The following is a 15,855-nucleotide window of genomic DNA, read 5'->3' as shown; positions in this document are numbered from 1 at the left end:
CACCATCAGTATGGCGAAGCGCTTTCGCGGGCCGAGGGGGACGAACCCACGGCCCGCGAGGTTCCGTTGCACCGGTCGACGGCGCGCAGCGGCGGGCGGCGAGCAGGAGACGTCCGGTCCGGCTATGATGGCGGAACCCGGTGTGGGATCGCGTCGTTGTCCAACACCCCCGATCGTGTGGAGGATGTACGATGCCGCAAGGCGCCATGCTTGCCCGCCAGACCAACGCCTGCGCTCTGCTCAGCGACGATGAGTACGACACCCTGGTCCGCGCGGCTGACGAGTATCTCGCCGCGCAGGGCGCGCTGATCACCCTGATGACGACCCTGGGGAGCACCATCGAGCAGGGTCTCGACAGACTGCCGGAAGGCTTCAGGCAGGTGGTGACCGACAAGGTGCGGGAGGCGCTGGAGTACGCGCAGCAGGCCGCGCTGAGCGGGATGGACAAGGAGGCCGGACGCGAGGCGTCGAGCCGGTGGTACGGCGCGCTGGCCGCCGTGTCCGGTGGCATCAGCGGATTCTTCGGCTTGCCGGCGGTGCTGGTGGAGCTGCCGGTCACCACGGTCACCATCCTGCGGTCGATCGCCGACGTCGCCCGCTCGAAAGGCGCGAACCTCGATGATGTCGACGTGCAGGCCACCTGCCTGGAGGCGTTCGCCTACGGGGGACCGCTCGACGAGGACGATGACGCGGACCTCGCGTTCTTCGCCACCCGTGTCGGCGCCGTCGGTTTGGCCACCCGCATGGGCACCATGGAACTGGCCGACGTCATCACCCGTGTCGCCGTCCGCTACACCGGCGCGGTGGTGCCGAAGGTCGCGCTGCAGGCCGTTCCCATCACCGGCGCCGTCCTCGGCGCCGGGCTGAACTGGTCCTACATGCAATTCTACCAGGCGATGGCGAGCGTCCTGTTCACACTCCGTCCGATCGAGCTGAAGCACGATCGCGACCTGGTGCGATCCTGCTTCAGCTCGATCGTGCGCGAACGGAAGACAGCAAGGGCCTGAGCCGGCCGGTCGCGGAGGCCGGCGTCGCGACCCGCCTTCGCTTCGGCCCTGTCGCCGCGAGCATGCCGGCCGGAAAGGGAAAAGCTACGGGTCGGGTGGGACAGATGCTCGCCTGCCGTTTCGTTGGCCAACGGGAGAAATCGGGAAAATCCCGCTGTTCACCGCTACCACCATGCCCGATTGACGCGACCCGTAGCGCGACATCAACCCTTTGCTGTGCAAAGGGTTCCCCTCCGACGCTCGTGACGCGGTCCGGGGGTGCAGTCCGACGGCGCAGCCCAACTATTACAAAAGGCGTATTGGCGCGCTCCGCAAAGCCTGTTATCCAAACGGTCCGGTTTTATTTCTGAAAGTTGGGAGGCTGCATGCGTACGATCTGCTTGCTGACATCTCCCGCACCGGTCAACCGTTAGGTCGCCCAACCGCAAGGGTCGATCGCGGGCTTTTTGGCCCGGCAACGGTCATCGATTTTTCCCATTCATCGGACGGCGCCGCCCGGCCCTGATCGCGCCATAGCCATGGCCGCGTCATGGTCCGCCCGCCGTGGAGACGGCGCGTTCCTGCGCCGGACAGAGTTATGGCTGTTTTGAAACGCACCGGCCGAACGGGCGCGATCCGCGCCGTTCTTGCCTTCACCTTCCGTCACTGGAGCCGCCGGAAGCCCTTGGTGGCCTTGATCGCCGGCACCATCGCGCTGGCGACGCTGGCCGACGTCTTCATGCCGCTGTTCGCCGGCCGTCTGGTCGATGCGCTGACCCTTCTGCCGGACGACCGTGCGACGGCGCGCGACGCCGCCGTCGGCGCCTTCGCCGCCATGGTCGGACTCGGCGCCGGCATGGTCGTGCTGCGCCACATCGCCTGGAGCGCCGTCATCCCGTTGACGCTGCGCATCATGGCCGACGTTGGCCAGGACAGCTTTCATCGCGTCCAGCGCTTCTCGACCGACTGGCACGCCAACAGCTTCGCCGGCTCCATCGTCCGCAAGATCACGCGCGGCATGTGGGCGCTCGACACGCTGAACGACACGCTGCTGCTGGCGCTGTGGCCATCGCTGGTCGTGCTGGCGGGAACGATGCTGCTGCTCGGTCTGCAATGGCCGGTGATGGGGCTCGTCATCGCTCTGGGAACGACGGTCTACATCGGGCTGACCGTGCTCTTCGCAACGCTTTACATCGCCCCGGCGGCGCGGCTGTCCAACGCCTGGGACACACGGCTCGGCGGCACGCTCGCCGACGCCATCGGCTGCAACGCGGTGGTGAAGGCGTTCGGCGCCGAGCCGCGCGAGGACGAGCGGCTGGCCCAGGTGGTCGGAAAATGGAGCCGCCGGACCAGCCGCACCTGGACCCGCCACACCCGCCACAGCACGGCCCAGCTCGCCGTCCTGCTGCTGATCCGCAGCGCCGTGGTGGCGACCGCCCTGTGGCTGTGGTGGCGGGGGCAGGCGACGCCCGGCGACGTCGCCTATGTGCTGACGACCTATTTCGTGGTCCATGGTTATCTGCGCGACATCGGCATGCACATCAATCACCTCCAGCGCTCGATCAATGAGATGGAGGAGTTGGTGGACATCCATGCCGAACCGCTGGGGGTGGAGGACCGGCCGGACGCCGTGCCCCTGCGCATCACGGCCGGCGAGGTGCGCTTCGACCGCGTCACCTTCCAGTATGGCGGGCACACGACGCCGCTCTACCGCGACCTGTCGGTGACGATCCGGCCGGGCGAGCGGATCGGGCTGGTCGGGCCGTCGGGCTCGGGCAAGACCACGTTCGTGAAATTGATCCAACGGCTGTACGACGTGACCGGGGGGCAGGTCCGGATCGACGGGCAGGACGTGGCGGGGGCGACACAGACCTCGCTGCGCTCGCAGATCGCCATCGTCCCGCAGGAGCCGATCCTGTTCCACCGCTCGCTGGCGGAGAACATCGCCTATGGCCGCCCCGGGGCGACGCCGGCGGAGATCGAGCGGGCGGCCCGGCTGGCCAACGCGCACGACTTCATCACGCGCCTGCCCAAGGGCTACGCAACGCTGGTCGGCGAGCGCGGCGTCAAGCTGTCCGGCGGCGAGCGTCAGCGGGTGGCGCTGGCCCGCGCCTTCCTGGCCGACGCGCCGGTCCTGATCCTCGACGAGGCGACCTCCAGCCTGGATTCGGAATCGGAGGCGCTGATCCAGGAGGCGATGGAACGGCTGATGCAGGGCCGCACGGCCCTCGTCATCGCCCACCGCCTGTCCACCGTCCGCAGCCTGGACCGCATCCTGGTCTTCCACCAGGGTCGCGTCGTCGAGGAGGGAACCCACGCCGCCCTGCTGCACCGCCCGTCCGGTCTGTACCGCCGCCTGTTCGAGCAGCAATCGGCACCGGAGCACAACCGCCGGGTTAGCGGCTGAAGGAGGAGGCCGCTGTCCTCAAGGTGCGACGCAGGGGCGGTCCCGCAACGGTTTACGGTTCCATCCGGATCAGAGGTCCTTCACCGCCCCGATCAGGAACTCCTTGTTTCCTTCGGGGCCGGTGATCGGGCTTTCGGTGATGTCCAGAACGCGCCACCCCGGCAGGGCGTCGAGCCACCCGCGGATGCGGTCGCAGACCTCCTGGTGCAGTTCCGGCTCGCGCACCACCCCGCCCTTCCCGACCCGGCCCTTGCCGACCTCGAACTGCGGCTTGATGAGGGCGACGAGGCGGGCGCCCGGCACGGCCAGGGACAGGGCGGCGGGAAGCACGACCTCCAGCCCGATGAAGCTGGCGTCGCACACCACGACGCCGACGGGATCGGGAATCTCGGCACTGGTCAGGTGGCGGGCGTTGGTCTTCTCAAGGACGACCACGCGCGGGTCGTTGCGCAGCTTCCACGCCAGCTGCCCATGCCCGACGTCCACGGCGTAGACCTTGGCGGCGCCGCGGCTCAGCAGGACGTCGGTGAAACCGCCGGTCGAGGCGCCCACGTCGACGGCGTTCAGGCCGGTGGGGTCGATGCCGAAGACGTCCAGCCCCTTGACCAGCTTCAGCCCGCCGCGCGACACCCAGGGATGGTCCTGCCCCTTCACCGACAGCGGGGCGTCCTCGGCGATCGTGTCGCCGGCCTTGTCGATGCGCTTGGTGTCGGAGTAGACCAGCCCGGCCAGGATCAACGCCTGCGCCTTGGCCCGGCTTTCGGCCAGCCCGCGCTCCACCAGCGTCACATCCGCACGCACCCGCGCCATCTCACACCTCTCCCGTCGACAAGGGTGGATGCATGGCGCAGGACGCGGCGTTCGGCAAGAGGCGATGAGCCGTCAACGGCGGCGGACGGTCAGAAAGGCAGGTCGAGGACGAAGCGCGTGCCCGGGCCGTTCGGCTCCGCGCGCAGCTTTCCCTTCAGCTGGCCGGCGAAGGCCCGCGCCACCTTCATGCCCAGCGAGTCGGCCCGCGCGACCTCGAATCCCGGCGGCAGGCCGCGCCCGTGGTCGGCGACGGTCAGGCGCCGCCCTCCCTCCTCACGCGGCACGAGGCTGACCTCGATCTCCCCCGGGCTGCCCGCCGCATAGGCGTATTTGGTGGCGTTGCCGAGCAGCTCGTTGACGATGAGGGCGAGCGGGATCACGGTGTCCACCGGCAGCATCGCCGTCTGCACCGTCACGGCGATGCGGCGCTCCGGCCCGCCCACGGCGAAGTGGCTTTCCATCTCCCGGCAGGCGTCGTTCAGATAGGCCCCGAAATCGACGAGGCTGCCGCGGGCGGCGGCGTGGACGCGCTGGTGCGCCTGGGTCACCGTGCCGATGCGGCTGCACGCCTCCTGGAAGGCGCGGCGCATGTCCGGGTCCTTGGCCGACAGGGTCTGGAGCGTCAGCAGGCTGGAGACGAGCTGGAGCGTGTTCTTGACCCGGTGGCTGACCTCCCGCGCGTGGTGGTGGGCAGTCTCGGTCAATTCTGACTCCGCGGGACGCAGCGTGGCCAGCAGAGACGGCCCGCCGTCGAGCGCGGCCAGATCCAGGTTCCAGCACACCTCGTCCGGCCCGGTGATCCGCAGGCGAACGGTCTCGCCGCTGCCCTGCGCCTCGGCGACGCGCTCGGCGGTGGCCTCCGGGAAGCGGTCCGCCAGCGGATGCCCTTTTTCCAGACCCAGGGCGCGCATGGTGGCGTTGGCGTAAAGACAACGCAAGGACGCTCCGTCGATCACGGCGGTCGGCGTTGAAGACGACTCAACGATGGACCGGAACATCCCCGGACCATCCTGAGCCGAAGCGCCGTTTTCGTCGGATGCGCGCCCAGCACCCGCTGCAAACACCTGAGGCATGTTCGACAACACCCAGTCCCGCCGGATACGTTAATTATCTATTGTTTTCGAATTGTAAGACAGCGGTCCCATCCGCACCAGAGAAAGCGCCTCGCCCAACCTTAGGCTAATGGCATTAGCTCCTTCGTCCAGGGTTGGATTCAGGGCCGGGCGGCGACGCTTTTCCTACGGACTCAGGCCCGCACCGCCGTTGCCTCGATCCCCAGCGCCTGCAGCGCCGTGGCGACGATGTGGCGCGCGGCGAGACCGGCGTCCTCATACTGCTTCGCCGGGCTGTCATGGTCGAGGAAGCGATCGGGCAGGACCATCGGGCGGATCTTCAGCCCGCCGTCCAGCAGGCCGGCCATCGCCAGATGCTGCAGCACGAAGCTGCCGAAGCCGCCGACCGAGCCCTCCTCGATGGTGATCAGCACCTCATGCTCCAGCGCCAGACGGCGCACCAACTCCTCGTCCAGCGGCTTGGCGAAGCGCGCGTCGGCCACCGTCGTCGACAGGCCGCGGGCACCCAGTTCCGCCGCCGCCTTGCGCGCCTCGGCCAGACGCGTGCCGTAGCTGAGGATCGCGACCTTGGTGCCTTCCTGGAGGATGCGGCCCTTGCCGATGGGCAGAACCTCGCCGCGCTCCGGCAGCTCCAGCCCCACCCCCTCGCCGCGCGGGTAGCGCAGCGCCGAGGCGCGGTCGTCGATGGCGGCGCTGGTCGCAACCATGTGCATCAGCTCCAGCTCGTCCGCCGCCGCCATCAGCACGATGTCGGGCAGGCAGCCGAGATAAGCCACGTCGAAGGCCCCCGCGTGGGTCGCCCCGTCCGCCCCGACCAGACCGGCGCGGTCGAGTGCGAAACGCACCGGCAGGCGCTGCAGCACCACGTCGTGCACCACCTGGTCGTAGGCGCGCTGCAGGAAGGTCGAATAGATCGCGCAGAAGGGCTTGAAGCCCTCGGTCGCCAGCCCGGCGGCGAAGGTCACCGCGTGCTGCTCGGCGATGCCGACGTCGAAGCAGCGGTCGGGAAAGCGCTGCCCGAACAGGTCGAGCCCGGTGCCCGAGGGCATGGCCGCGGTGATGCCGAGCACGCTGGGGTCGCGCTCCGCCTCGGCGATCAGGGCGTTGGCGAAGACGCGGGTGTAAGTCGGGGCGTTGGACTTGGGCTTGGACTGGGCGCCGGTGACGACGTCGAACTTGGCGACCGCGTGCAGCTTGTCGGCCGAAGCCTCGGCGGGGCCGTAGCCCTTGCCCTTCTTGGTGACGACGTGGATCAGGACCGGCTTATGGTCGTCGGCGTCGCGCACGTTCTGCAGGACCGGCAGCAGGTGGTCCAGATTGTGCCCGTCGATCGGGCCGATGTAGTAGAACCCCATCTCCTCGAACAGCGTGCCGCCGGTGACCATGCCGCGGGCGTATTCCTCCGCCCGGCGCGCCGCCGTGCGCAGCGGACGCGGCAGCTGCTCCGCGATGTCCTTGGCCAGATGGCGCAGGCTGAGATAGGGCTTCGACGAGATCAGCCGCGACAGGTACGCGCTCATCGCGCCGACCGGCGGCGCGATGGACATGTCGTTGTCGTTGAGGATGACGATCAGCTTGCTGTTCGCCGAGCCGGCGTTGTTCATCGCCTCGTAGGCCATGCCGGCGCTCATCGCGCCGTCGCCGATCACGGCGACCACATGGTTGTCGCGGCCCAGCTGGTCGCGGGCCACCGCCATGCCCAGCCCCGCCGAGATGGAGGTGGAGCTGTGGCCGGCACCGAACGGGTCGTACTCGCTCTCCGACCGGTTGGTGAAGCCCGACAGGCCGCCGCCGGTGCGCAGGGTGCGGATGCGGTCGCGGCGCCCGGTCAGGATCTTGTGCGGGTAGCACTGATGCCCGACGTCCCAGATCAGCCGGTCGGCCGGGGTCTGGAACACGTAATGCAGGGCGACGGTCAGCTCGACCACCCCCAGCCCGGCGCCCAGATGACCGCCGGTCACCGACACCGCGCTGATGGTCTCGGTCCGCAGCTCGTCGGCCACCTGCCGGAGCTGCTCGGGCTTGAGCGCGCGCAGGTCGGCGGGGGTGCGGACGAGGTCGAGAAGCGGCGTCTTGTCGTTGAGGGTCACGTTGGAAACGTCCTCCGTTCAGGTCCGCCGCGCGACGACGAAGTCGGCGACCGCTTTGAGGATATCGGCGCGCCCGTCGAAGATCTCCAGGTGCGCCTTGGCCTGGACGGCCAGCATGGCGGCCTGCGAGCGGGCACGGTCCTGCCCGAGGATGGACACGAAGGTCGCCTTTCCGGCCTGCGCGTCGCGACCGACCGACTTGCCGGTCTCGGCTTCCGTCCCCTCGATGTCCAGCAGGTCGTCGACGATCTGGAAGGCCAGCCCGAGGTCGTGGGCGTAGGCGCGCAGCGCAAGGCGCTGCGGCGGCGGGGCCTTGCCCAGGATGCCGCCGGCCTCGCAGGAAAAGGCGATCATGTCGCCGGTCTTCATGCGCTGGAGCCGCGTCGTCGTGCCGAGGTCGAAGGTCTCATGCTCGGCGATCAGGTCGAGCATCTGGCCGCCGACCATGCCGTGCGGCCCGGCCGCCTTGGCCAGCGCCGCCACGAGCTGGCAGCGCACGTTCGGGTCTTCGTGGGTCGCCGGGTCGGCCAGCACCTCGAAGGCGTAGGTCAGCAGCCCGTCGCCGGCCAGGATCGCCGTCGCCTCGTCGAACTTGCGGTGCACGGTCGGCTGTCCGCGGCGCAGATCGCCGTCGTCCATCGCCGGCAGGTCGTCGTGGACCAGCGAGTAGCTGTGGACGAACTCCACCGCCACGGCGACGCGCAGCGCGCAGTCCGGGTTGACGCCGAACAGCGCCGCGGACTGGCACACCAGGAAGGGGCGCAGACGCTTGCCGCCGTTCAGGCAGCCGTAGCGCATCGCCTCCAGCACACGCGATTCGGGAAGGTCGGTCGTCGGCAGGAGGTGCAGGATCGCACGCTCCACATCGGCGGCCATGTCGGCCATGGCTGTCTTGAGGTCGGTCTGCACGTCAGTCGATCCGGGCGGGTTCGGTGCCGAGGGTGCCGTCGGCGGCAACGGTGATGCGGTCGATCTTGGCCTGGGCCTCGCGCAGCTTCGCCTCGCAATGCCGCTTCAGCGCAGTACCGCGCTCGTAGGAGGAGATCGCGTCGTCGAGCTTGCCGCGCCCGTCCTCGAGCTGGCGCACGATGCGCTCAAGCTCGGCCAGCGCGTCCTCGAAGCTGAGGGCGGCGATGTCGGGGGGTATGTGAGCTGCGTCAGCCATGATCCATCCGGCGAATGATCCATACGATGGGGTGCCCGCGATGGGACCGAAAACCGAAATTATGGCTCAGCCCCCAAATGCGCAAGGCCCGCGGCGGGCGTATCACGCTCCCACCACGGGCCTAGCCGGAAGAATCGGCCGAGAGAATCAGAAAGCTCAGCAATACATCAATTCGCGCACGTGCGCCGCGGTGGCCGTGGCCAGGGCGCGCAGGTTGTAACCGCCCTCCAGCACCGACACGATGCGCGCCCCGCAATGGGTGCGGGCCAGATCGCCCAGCTTGCGCGTGGCCCAGGCGAAGTCGTCGTCGGTCAGGTGAAGCCCGGCCAGCGGGTCGCGCGAATGGGCGTCGAACCCGGCGGAGATGATCAGCAGGTCCGGTTTGAAATGGTCGATGGCCGGCAGGATGATGTGGGTCATCGCGTGCCGGAACTCCGGCGAGCCGGACATGGCGGCGAGCGGCGCGTTGACGCAGTTGCCATACTCGCCCTTCTCCCCCGCGTCGCCCGTGCCGGGATAGAGCGGCGACTGATGGGTCGAGCAGTAGAGCAGGTCCGGGTCGCGCTGGAAGATGTCCTGCGTGCCGTTGCCGTGGTGGACGTCGAAATCCATCACCGCCACCCGCTGCAGCCCGTGCGCCGCCCGCGCGTGATAGGCACCGACCGCAGCGTTGTTGAACAGACAGAAGCCCATGGCCTTTTCGTATTCGGCGTGATGCCCCGGCGGGCGCACGGCGCAGAAGGCGTTGCGCGAATGGCCCGACGCCACCGCGTCCACCGCCGCGACCACCGCGCCGGCGGCGCGCAGCGCGGCCTCGCCCGAACCGGGGGACATCACCGTGTCCGCGTCGATTCCCGCATGCTCCAGCTCCGGCACCAGGGCGAGGATGCGCTCGACATGTTCCCGCGGGTGTGCGCGCGACAGCTGCTCAAGGGTGGCGAGCGGCGCCTCCTGCCGTTCGAGCATGTAGAATTCTTCGGTCTCAAGAGCCGCCAGAACCGCACGAAGCCGGTCGGCGCACTCCGGATGGCCCAGCCCTGTGTCGTGGTCCAGGCAGGCGGCGTGGGTGAACAGGGTGGTGAACATGCTTTTCTGTCTTTTTCGTTCGTGTTCGAGGCATTTCCCTGCACCCATTCTTCCCGGATCGCTAATGAAAGTACAGGATGATTGCGGGGCTTATCGTCACATCCCCCAACCGCCGTCTCCACCCCTTTTTCGCGGCGGGCGTGCAGGCGTGTCCTCTTTGCGCGACGTCAGGCGCAGCGTTCGATCACGAAGCGGTAGACGCCCCCCTCCTCCACGCTGGAGGCCAGCCGGTTGCCGGTGGCTTCGCAGAAGGCGGCGAAATCCTTGGGCGCGCTGGGGTCGGTCGCCTCGACGGTCAGCGTCGATCCGGGCGGCACCGTCTTCAGCGCCTTGCGCGCGCGCAGCACCGGCAACGGGCATTGCAGCCCCTTGGCGTCGAGCGTCTGGTCGGCCATCGTTCCTTGCACTCCTTTGGGCGCCTTTGGGCACCGCCGCAACGATTCGAGGCGGCGAGTCTAGAACGGCGGCGCGCGCGGCTTCAACCCGTTGAAGGTCGCCAACCCGACGAACGGTGATTTCACGGAACGGGGAACATTCTTTCGACTACGGGACATCCACGGGTAGACAGCGCGGTACACTCTTCCATATGATTGAACACGAACGATAAACGGCGGTGCTGCGGCGCAAGGGTTGGGCGCAACGGTTCGCTGTTGCTTGGCGCCGACAGAAACGGTCGTTTCATGAACATTGCCGATCTGCAGAGCAACGCACGGCGGGCCAGCACGCTGCTCAAAGCCATGAGCAACGAGCGCCGCCTGCTCATCCTGTGCTACCTGACCGAAGGCGAGAAGTCGGTCGGCGAGTTGGAGGAGTTGGTCGACCTCAGCCAATCGGCCCTGTCCCAGCATCTGGCGCGCCTGCGCCGCGACAAGCTGGTGCGGACGCGCCGCGCCGCCCAGAACATCTACTATTCACTGAACGGTCACGAAGCGCAGACCATCATGGCGACTCTCCATGAGCTGTTCTGCGCACCCGTCACCCGCAAGAAGGACGAGGGGTCGCCGACCTCCGCCGAGGAAACGAGCAGCGCCCCGGCCTGAGCGCCGCCCTTCTCGTTTCAGACCCGCCCGAGGAAGCGCCGCCCGAACAGCAGAACCGCCAGGGCCAGCACCAGCCAGCCCACGATGAAGGCGCTGCCGCCGGTCGGGGCGGTCATGGCGAAGGGCAGCGGGCCGCTGGTGGCGGTCGCGTAGAGCGTTCCGCTGAAGAGCAGGATTCCCGCCACGAACAGCCAACCCGACAGGCGCAGCGCCAGGCGCGCCGGGCCGTCGGCGGTGCGCAGCAGAGCGACCAGGGCGACCAGGGCCAGCGCGTGCCACATCTGATACTGTCCGGCCAGCCGGAACAGCTCCTGCGCGCGCGGATCGCCGGCCAGCCCGTGGCTGGCATAAGCGCCGGCACCCACCGCAACCGCACCGTTCAGGGCCGCGAACGCCACCCAGAGCCGATCAACCAATCCCATCATACCTTCTCCACGCTGGCGTTCCCGCGTCCCCCCGATCGCGGGTGGCGGGAAAAGTTCGATCTCGTAACCAACTGGCCCGTTGCTTGCTTGGTTGAGCCTGCCGGCCATCTTATCCCCTCGGGAAACCGAGAGTCTGCGGCGGTCCGGCGCAAATTGAATTGCAAAATGCCAAAGGCTCGTCGTGGACCACACCATTTTGCACCGACCGTCGGACGAGTCCTCCGACACCGGGCCGGCACCGAGCGCCGCGTCGGGCTCCTCGTCCTTGCGGCTTTCGCCCGCGGAGGACCGGCTGATCGCCTGGGCCATGGCGCACGGCGGCCACCTGCTGGTGGTGGACGACAGCCCGACCAACCGGCTGCTGACGGCGGCGCTGATGCGCAAGGCCGGCTTCACCGTGGACACCGCCGACGGCGGGGCGGAGGCCATCGCCACCGTCGCCACGGCGGAAACGCCCTACGACGCCGTGCTGATGGACGTCGCCATGCCCGAGGTGGATGGCATCGCCGCGACCCGGGCGATCCGGGCGCTGACCGGCCCCCGCGCCGGAGTGCCGATCATCGCGGTCACCGCCCACGGCTTCGCCGAGGACCGCGAGCGCTGCGTGTCCGCCGGCATGAACGACTATGTGCCCAAGCCCGTGCGCCGTCCCGAGCTGCTGGCCGCGCTGAAGCGCTGGCTGGAGCCGCGGGTCCAGGATGGCGGGGCCGTCAGAAGGACGAGCCTGGTTCCTTGAGAAACGCCTCCTCCTCCGGCGTCGTCGCGCGGCCAAGCGCGGCGTTGCGGTGCGGGAAGCGGCCGAAGCGCGCGATGACCGCGCGGTGGCGCTCGGCGTAATCCACGACCTCCGGATCGCCGACCCGCTCCCGGAACAGGGTGCAGGACAGATCCTGGCAATCCATGTCCTCCTGATGCTCGAACGGCAGGTAAAGGAAGATCCGCTCGTCCCCGCTGCATTCCAGGTCGTAGCCCTGCTCCACCACGTGGCGGGCCACCGCCAGCGCCTTGCCGTCGGTCGCGAAGGCCCGCGGGGAACCGCGGAAGACGTTGCGCGGCACCTGGTCCAGCAGGACGCAAAGAGCCAGGCAACCGTCCACATCCTCCAGCCAGTGATCGTAGCGGCCCGCCGCCGCCGCCTCGTGATGGGGAAGCAGCGTGTCGCGCACCGCCCGGTCGAAGCTGTCGGACTGGCGGAACCAGTAGGGCTTCGTCGCCTCGTCGAACCAGAAATCCACGATCTCGTCGATCAGACTGTCGGTCATCTGCACCACCTTCGCCTGGAAATGGGGTCGTCGGTAAAAGCCTCGGCCACAAAAGAACAGGGCGCCCGAAGGCGCCCTGTCCAGTCTTCAATCATCCACACCGGGCCGGGACACGGCTCAGTGCAGGGTGCTCCACAGCTTGCGCTTGGTGGCGTACATCAGGCCGGCCAGCACGATCAGGAACAGGATCACCTTCACGCCCATCTGCTTGCGCGCATCCATGTGCGGCTCGGCGATGAAGGTCAGGAAGGTGCTGATGTCGTGGGCCTGCTGCTGCACCGTCGCCGGGGTGCCGTCGGCGTAGGTCACGCCGTCCGGCATCAGGATGTTGGGCATGCCCACCTGATGGCCCGGGAAGTACTTGTTGTAGTTCATGCCCGGCATCAGGGTCACGCCTTCCGGCGGGTTCTCCTCGAAGCCGGTCAGGAAGGCGTAGAGGTAGTCCTCGCCGCCGACGCGGGCCTTCGCCATCAGCGACAGGTCCGGCGGCAGGGCGCCGTTGTTGGCGGCGCGGGCGGCGTTGTCGTTGGGGAACGGCGACGGGAAGCGGTCGGCCGGGATGCCCGGACGCATGAACATCTCGCCCGCGTCGTTCGGACCGGCCTGGACCTCATAGCCGGCGGCGATCGCCTTCAGCTCGTCCTCGTTGAAGCCGATGCCGGCGAGCGTGCGGATCGGGACCAGCTTGGCCGAGTGGCAGGTCGAGCAGACTTCCTTGTAGATCTGGAAGCCGCGCTGCGCCGAGGCCTTGTCGATGGTGCCGAACACGCCGCTGTGCGACCACTCCTGCTTGGGAATGTGCACCGCTTCCGACGCCTGCGCGGCGCCGGCCAGACCCAGGGCGACGGCCGCGGAGAGGATGGCAGACTTCAGAGAGCGCATTATGCCTTCTCCATGGGCTTGGCGTGGGCGCCGGCGGCAACGCGGCCACCGCCCTTCAGAACCGGTTCGCAGATGCTGGCGGGGAGCGGCAGCGGACGCTCCAGCTTGCCCAGCAGCGGCAGCAGGATCAGGAAGTGGAAGAAGTAGTAGGCCGTGCCGATGCGGGCGACCAGCAGCCACACGCCTTCCGCGGGCATCGCGCCGGCGTAGCCCAGAACCAGGGCGTCGATGGCCAGGATCCAGAAGAACTGGCGGTAGATCGGACGGAACTTGCAGCTGCGCACCTTGGAGGTGTCGAGCCACGGCAGGGCCGCCAGCACCGCGATGGCGCCGAACATGGCGAGCACGCCGCCCAGCTTGTCCGGGATCGCGCGCAGGATCGCGTAGAACGGCAGGAAGTACCATTCCGGAACGATGTGCGCCGGGGTGACCAGCGGGTTGGCCGGGATGTAGTTGTCCGGGTGGCCGAGGTAGTTCGGGGCGAAGAAGACGAAGCCCGCGTAGAAGATCAGGAACACGACGACCGCGAAGCCGTCCTTGACCGTGACGTACGGGTTGAACGGCACGGTGTCCTGCGGGCCCTTGGCGTCGATGCCCAGCGGGTTGTTGGAGCCGGAGACGTGCAGGGCGGCGGTGTGGAGGACGACCAGACCCAGCAGCACGAACGGCAGCAGGAAGTGCAGCGCGAAGAAGCGGTTCAGCGTCGGGTTGTCGACCGAGAAGCCGCCCCACAGCCAGGTCACGATCGGGTCGCCGACCAGCGGGAAGGCCGAGAACAGGTTCGTGATGACGGTGGCGCCCCAGAAGCTCATCTGGCCCCACGGCAGCACGTAGCCCATGAAGGCGGTCGCCATCATGGCCAGCAGGATGAACACGCCGAGGATCCACAGGATCTCGCGCGGCGCCTTGTAGGAGCCGTAGTAGAGACCGCGGAACATGTGGATGTAGACGGCGATGAAGAACATCGACGCGCCGTTGGCGTGGACGTAGCGCAGCAGCCAGCCGTAGTTGACGTCGCGCATGATGCGCTCGACCGACTCGAAGGCGATGTGCGTGTTGGCCGCATACTGCATCGCCAGCACGAGGCCGGTGGCGATCATGATGACCAGCATGATGCCGGCGATGGCACCGAACGCCCACAGATAGTTGACGTTCCGGGGCATCGGATACTGGTTGTACTCATGGTCCAGCATCGTGAAGATCGGCAGGCGGCTGTCGATCCACTTCACGACGGGGTTTTTGAACTGGGGGGCGTGAGCCTGAGCCATCTTGGGGTCTCCAGAACCTTAAGGGCCGCTTAGCCGAGCCGGACCGCGGTGTCGCTCGTGAAAGCGTACTGCGGAACGACGAGGTTGGCCGGGGCGGGACCCTTGCGGATGCGCCCTGCGGTGTCGTAGTGCGAGCCGTGGCACGGGCAGAACCAGCCGTCGTAGTCGCCGCGCGGATCGGTCGGCTTCTGGCCCAGCGGCACGCAGCCCAAGTGCGTACAGATGCCGACGACGATCAGCCATTCCGGCTTCTTCACGCGGGCGTCGTCGGCGGCCGGGTCGCGCAGGTCGCCGAGGTTGACGGTGCGGGCCTCCTCGATCTCCTTCGCGGTGCGGTGGCGGACGAAGACCGGCTTGCCGCGCCAGGTGACGGTGATCGCCTGGCCTTCCTGGACCGGGGCCAGATCCACGTCGATCGAAGCCAGCGCGAGGGTGTCGGCGGCCGGGTTCATGCTGTCGATGAACGGCCAGACGGCCGACGCGACACCAATGGCACCCACGGCACCGGTGGCGAGGTAGAGAAAATCACGGCGGGAAGCCCCCTCGCCGCCGGAGGCCGCGTGGCCACCCGTCCCGGGCGGATGCGTGGTCTGAGCCATAAGCGTTAATCTCCTCAAGGCATACGCGGCGCGCCGAAGCGCCCTATGACACGTGGACCAGTGTTTATCACGACTTGACGGGCATGTCCGCTCACTGGGTGGGTGGGTGCGCGCCGCGTCGACCGGGGTTGTATGTCCCGGGTATCCGGGGTGCGGTATACAGTCGCGGCAACGCCTTGAAAAGGTTTTGTCATCGGGACAACTTGTCGCGCTTTGCGGTGCACCATTAGACTTCGCTGAACCAAAAGGGAATTTCATGCGCCTCGTTCTCTTCGAACCGGACATTCCCCAGAACGCCGGGACTCTGATGCGTCTGGCGGCGGGACTCGGGGTGCCGCTGGACTTGATCGAGCCCTGCGGCTTCGTTCTGGACGACCGCAAGCTGCGGCGGGCCGGCATGGACTACATCGACCAGCTGGCCTTGGTCCGGCACAGCTCCTGGGCGGCCTACCAAGCACTGCCGCAGTCCGGGCGGCTGGTGCTGCTGACCACCCGCGGCGCCGTTCCCTACACCGAGTTCGCCTTCGCCCCGGACGACCGGATCATGGTCGGTCGCGAGAGCGCCGGAGTGCCCGACGAGGTGCACGAGGCCGCCGACGCCCGGCTGGTCATCCCCCTGATGCCGCCTGCCCGGTCGCTGAATGTTGCGCTGAGTGCCGCGATGGTGTTGGGTGAAGCGCTGCGGCAGACGGCCGCATGGCCGAGCCCCTTGCACGCCCCCCTGCCCCACCCTTCGCCCTGACCGACGCCGGACGCCCGCCC

17 protein-coding genes are annotated in these 15,855 nt (G+C 68.2%); 5 read left to right on the top strand and 12 right to left on the bottom strand.

The features are described from left to right. The first annotated feature begins 191 nt into the window (after positions 1–191). Positions 192–1,007: an EcsC family protein gene (locus tag ACWPN5_RS17870; protein ID WP_492296611.1), complete on the top strand. Its 816-nt coding sequence runs from the start codon at positions 192–194 to the stop codon at positions 1,005–1,007. Positions 1,008–1,674: 667 nt separating this feature from the next. Further along, positions 1,675–3,393, top strand: a complete 1,719-nt coding sequence (locus ACWPN5_RS17865; RefSeq protein WP_492296609.1) for an ABC transporter ATP-binding protein — start codon at positions 1,675–1,677, stop codon at positions 3,391–3,393. Positions 3,394–3,462: 69 nt separating this feature from the next. Here the strand turns inward: ACWPN5_RS17865 and ACWPN5_RS17860 are convergent, their stop codons facing one another. The 7 genes from ACWPN5_RS17860 to ACWPN5_RS17830 form a co-directional block, all read right to left on the bottom strand. Further along, a complete protein-coding gene (locus ACWPN5_RS17860; protein ID WP_492296607.1) occupies positions 3,463–4,203 on the bottom strand; it encodes a TlyA family RNA methyltransferase in 741 nt (246 codons plus the stop codon). Between the two features lie 89 nt (positions 4,204–4,292). Next, entirely contained in the window at positions 4,293–5,201 is a 909-nt protein-coding gene (locus tag ACWPN5_RS17855; protein WP_492296605.1) for a histidine kinase dimerization/phosphoacceptor domain -containing protein, read from the bottom strand. Positions 5,202–5,449: 248 nt separating this feature from the next. Further along, positions 5,450–7,366 carry a 1-deoxy-D-xylulose-5-phosphate synthase gene (gene dxs, locus ACWPN5_RS17850; protein ID WP_145689811.1) on the bottom strand — a complete coding sequence of 639 codons (1,917 nt, stop codon included), beginning with the start codon at positions 7,364–7,366 and terminating at the stop codon, positions 5,450–5,452. A gap of 18 nt (positions 7,367–7,384) precedes the next feature. After that, positions 7,385–8,251 carry a polyprenyl synthetase family protein gene (locus tag ACWPN5_RS17845; RefSeq protein ID WP_051658404.1) on the bottom strand — a complete coding sequence of 289 codons (867 nt, stop codon included), beginning with the start codon at positions 8,249–8,251 and terminating at the stop codon, positions 7,385–7,387. 25 nt (positions 8,252–8,276) lie between these two features. Further along, positions 8,277–8,531 carry an exodeoxyribonuclease VII small subunit gene (locus tag ACWPN5_RS17840; protein WP_040134280.1) on the bottom strand — a complete coding sequence of 85 codons (255 nt, stop codon included), beginning with the start codon at positions 8,529–8,531 and terminating at the stop codon, positions 8,277–8,279. A 156-nt stretch (positions 8,532–8,687) separates the two neighbouring features. Further along, on the bottom strand, positions 8,688–9,617 hold the full coding sequence (locus ACWPN5_RS17835; RefSeq protein ID WP_145689810.1) for a histone deacetylase family protein: 930 nt from the start codon (positions 9,615–9,617) through the stop codon (positions 8,688–8,690). A gap of 167 nt (positions 9,618–9,784) precedes the next feature. Continuing rightward, positions 9,785–10,012, bottom strand: coding sequence for a sulfurtransferase TusA family protein (locus ACWPN5_RS17830; RefSeq protein ID WP_137105360.1), 228 nt, complete (start codon positions 10,010–10,012; stop codon positions 9,785–9,787). Between the two features lie 285 nt (positions 10,013–10,297). On the opposite strand from ACWPN5_RS17830, the gene ACWPN5_RS17825 reads away from it, so the two are divergent. Next, positions 10,298–10,657 carry an ArsR/SmtB family transcription factor gene (locus ACWPN5_RS17825; protein WP_145689808.1) on the top strand — a complete coding sequence of 120 codons (360 nt, stop codon included), beginning with the start codon at positions 10,298–10,300 and terminating at the stop codon, positions 10,655–10,657. 17 nt (positions 10,658–10,674) lie between these two features. Here the strand turns inward: ACWPN5_RS17825 and ACWPN5_RS17820 are convergent, their stop codons facing one another. Continuing rightward, positions 10,675–11,082 (bottom strand): DUF423 domain-containing protein, encoded by a 408-nt coding sequence (locus tag ACWPN5_RS17820; protein ID WP_247888861.1) that lies wholly within the window; start codon positions 11,080–11,082, stop codon positions 10,675–10,677. Between the two features lie 181 nt (positions 11,083–11,263). Between ACWPN5_RS17820 and ACWPN5_RS17815 the strand changes: the two genes are divergently transcribed. Beyond that, a complete protein-coding gene (locus ACWPN5_RS17815) occupies positions 11,264–11,818 on the top strand; it encodes a response regulator (protein ID WP_492296603.1) in 555 nt (184 codons plus the stop codon). On the opposite strand, the gene ACWPN5_RS17810 is transcribed toward ACWPN5_RS17815, so the two are convergent. The 4 genes from ACWPN5_RS17810 to petA form a co-directional block, all read right to left on the bottom strand. After that, positions 11,793–12,344 (bottom strand): DUF924 family protein, encoded by a 552-nt coding sequence (locus ACWPN5_RS17810; protein WP_145689806.1) that lies wholly within the window; start codon positions 12,342–12,344, stop codon positions 11,793–11,795. The genes ACWPN5_RS17815 and ACWPN5_RS17810 overlap by 26 nt on opposite strands. A 117-nt stretch (positions 12,345–12,461) precedes the next feature. Next, positions 12,462–13,226, bottom strand: coding sequence for a cytochrome c1 (locus ACWPN5_RS17805; protein ID WP_035676897.1), 765 nt, complete (start codon positions 13,224–13,226; stop codon positions 12,462–12,464). Next, complete coding sequence (locus ACWPN5_RS17800) at positions 13,226–14,494, bottom strand: cytochrome b (RefSeq protein ID WP_137105363.1); 1,269 nt, start codon at positions 14,492–14,494, stop codon at positions 13,226–13,228. Before ACWPN5_RS17800 ends, ACWPN5_RS17805 begins: the two co-directional genes overlap by 1 nt. A gap of 29 nt (positions 14,495–14,523) precedes the next feature. Next, on the bottom strand, positions 14,524–15,093 hold the full coding sequence (petA, locus tag ACWPN5_RS17795; RefSeq protein WP_145679343.1) for a ubiquinol-cytochrome c reductase iron-sulfur subunit: 570 nt from the start codon (positions 15,091–15,093) through the stop codon (positions 14,524–14,526). Between the two features lie 256 nt (positions 15,094–15,349). Here petA and ACWPN5_RS17790 point away from each other — a divergent pair, with 256 nt between their 5' ends. Beyond that, positions 15,350–15,835, top strand: a complete 486-nt coding sequence (locus tag ACWPN5_RS17790) for a tRNA (cytidine(34)-2'-O)-methyltransferase (RefSeq protein ID WP_492296600.1) — start codon at positions 15,350–15,352, stop codon at positions 15,833–15,835. The last annotated feature ends 20 nt before the right edge of the window (positions 15,836–15,855 follow it).

The sequence above is a fragment of the Azospirillum sp. UENF 211521 genome (genome assembly GCF_058780535.1).
Note: the sequence above shows the minus strand (reverse complement) of the source record. Positions and strands in the feature narration are given on the sequence as shown.

What these genes read in the sequence shown, in the direction of transcription:
- ACWPN5_RS17870 (WP_492296611.1), top strand. Translation starts at nt 192, where the DNA reads ATGCCGCAAGGCGCCATGCTTGCCCGCCAGACCAACGCCTGCGCTCTG.
- ACWPN5_RS17860 (WP_492296607.1), bottom strand. Translation starts at nt 4,203, where the DNA reads ATGGCGCGGGTGCGTGCGGATGTGACGCTGGTGGAGCGCGGGCTGGCC.
- ACWPN5_RS17855 (WP_492296605.1), bottom strand. Translation starts at nt 5,201, where the DNA reads ATGTTCCGGTCCATCGTTGAGTCGTCTTCAACGCCGACCGCCGTGATC.
- ACWPN5_RS17845 (WP_051658404.1), bottom strand. Translation starts at nt 8,251, where the DNA reads ATGGCCGACATGGCCGCCGATGTGGAGCGTGCGATCCTGCACCTCCTG.
- ACWPN5_RS17840 (WP_040134280.1), bottom strand. Translation starts at nt 8,531, where the DNA reads ATGGCTGACGCAGCTCACATACCCCCCGACATCGCCGCCCTCAGCTTC.
- ACWPN5_RS17835 (WP_145689810.1), bottom strand. Translation starts at nt 9,617, where the DNA reads ATGTTCACCACCCTGTTCACCCACGCCGCCTGCCTGGACCACGACACA.
- ACWPN5_RS17830 (WP_137105360.1), bottom strand. Translation starts at nt 10,012, where the DNA reads ATGGCCGACCAGACGCTCGACGCCAAGGGGCTGCAATGCCCGTTGCCG.
- ACWPN5_RS17825 (WP_145689808.1), top strand. Translation starts at nt 10,298, where the DNA reads ATGAACATTGCCGATCTGCAGAGCAACGCACGGCGGGCCAGCACGCTG.
- ACWPN5_RS17820 (WP_247888861.1), bottom strand. Translation starts at nt 11,082, where the DNA reads ATGATGGGATTGGTTGATCGGCTCTGGGTGGCGTTCGCGGCCCTGAAC.
- ACWPN5_RS17810 (WP_145689806.1), bottom strand. Translation starts at nt 12,344, where the DNA reads ATGACCGACAGTCTGATCGACGAGATCGTGGATTTCTGGTTCGACGAG.
- ACWPN5_RS17805 (WP_035676897.1), bottom strand. Translation starts at nt 13,226, where the DNA reads ATGCGCTCTCTGAAGTCTGCCATCCTCTCCGCGGCCGTCGCCCTGGGT.
- ACWPN5_RS17800 (WP_137105363.1), bottom strand. Translation starts at nt 14,494, where the DNA reads ATGGCTCAGGCTCACGCCCCCCAGTTCAAAAACCCCGTCGTGAAGTGG.
- petA (WP_145679343.1), bottom strand. Translation starts at nt 15,093, where the DNA reads ATGGCTCAGACCACGCATCCGCCCGGGACGGGTGGCCACGCGGCCTCC.
- ACWPN5_RS17790 (WP_492296600.1), top strand. Translation starts at nt 15,350, where the DNA reads ATGCGCCTCGTTCTCTTCGAACCGGACATTCCCCAGAACGCCGGGACT.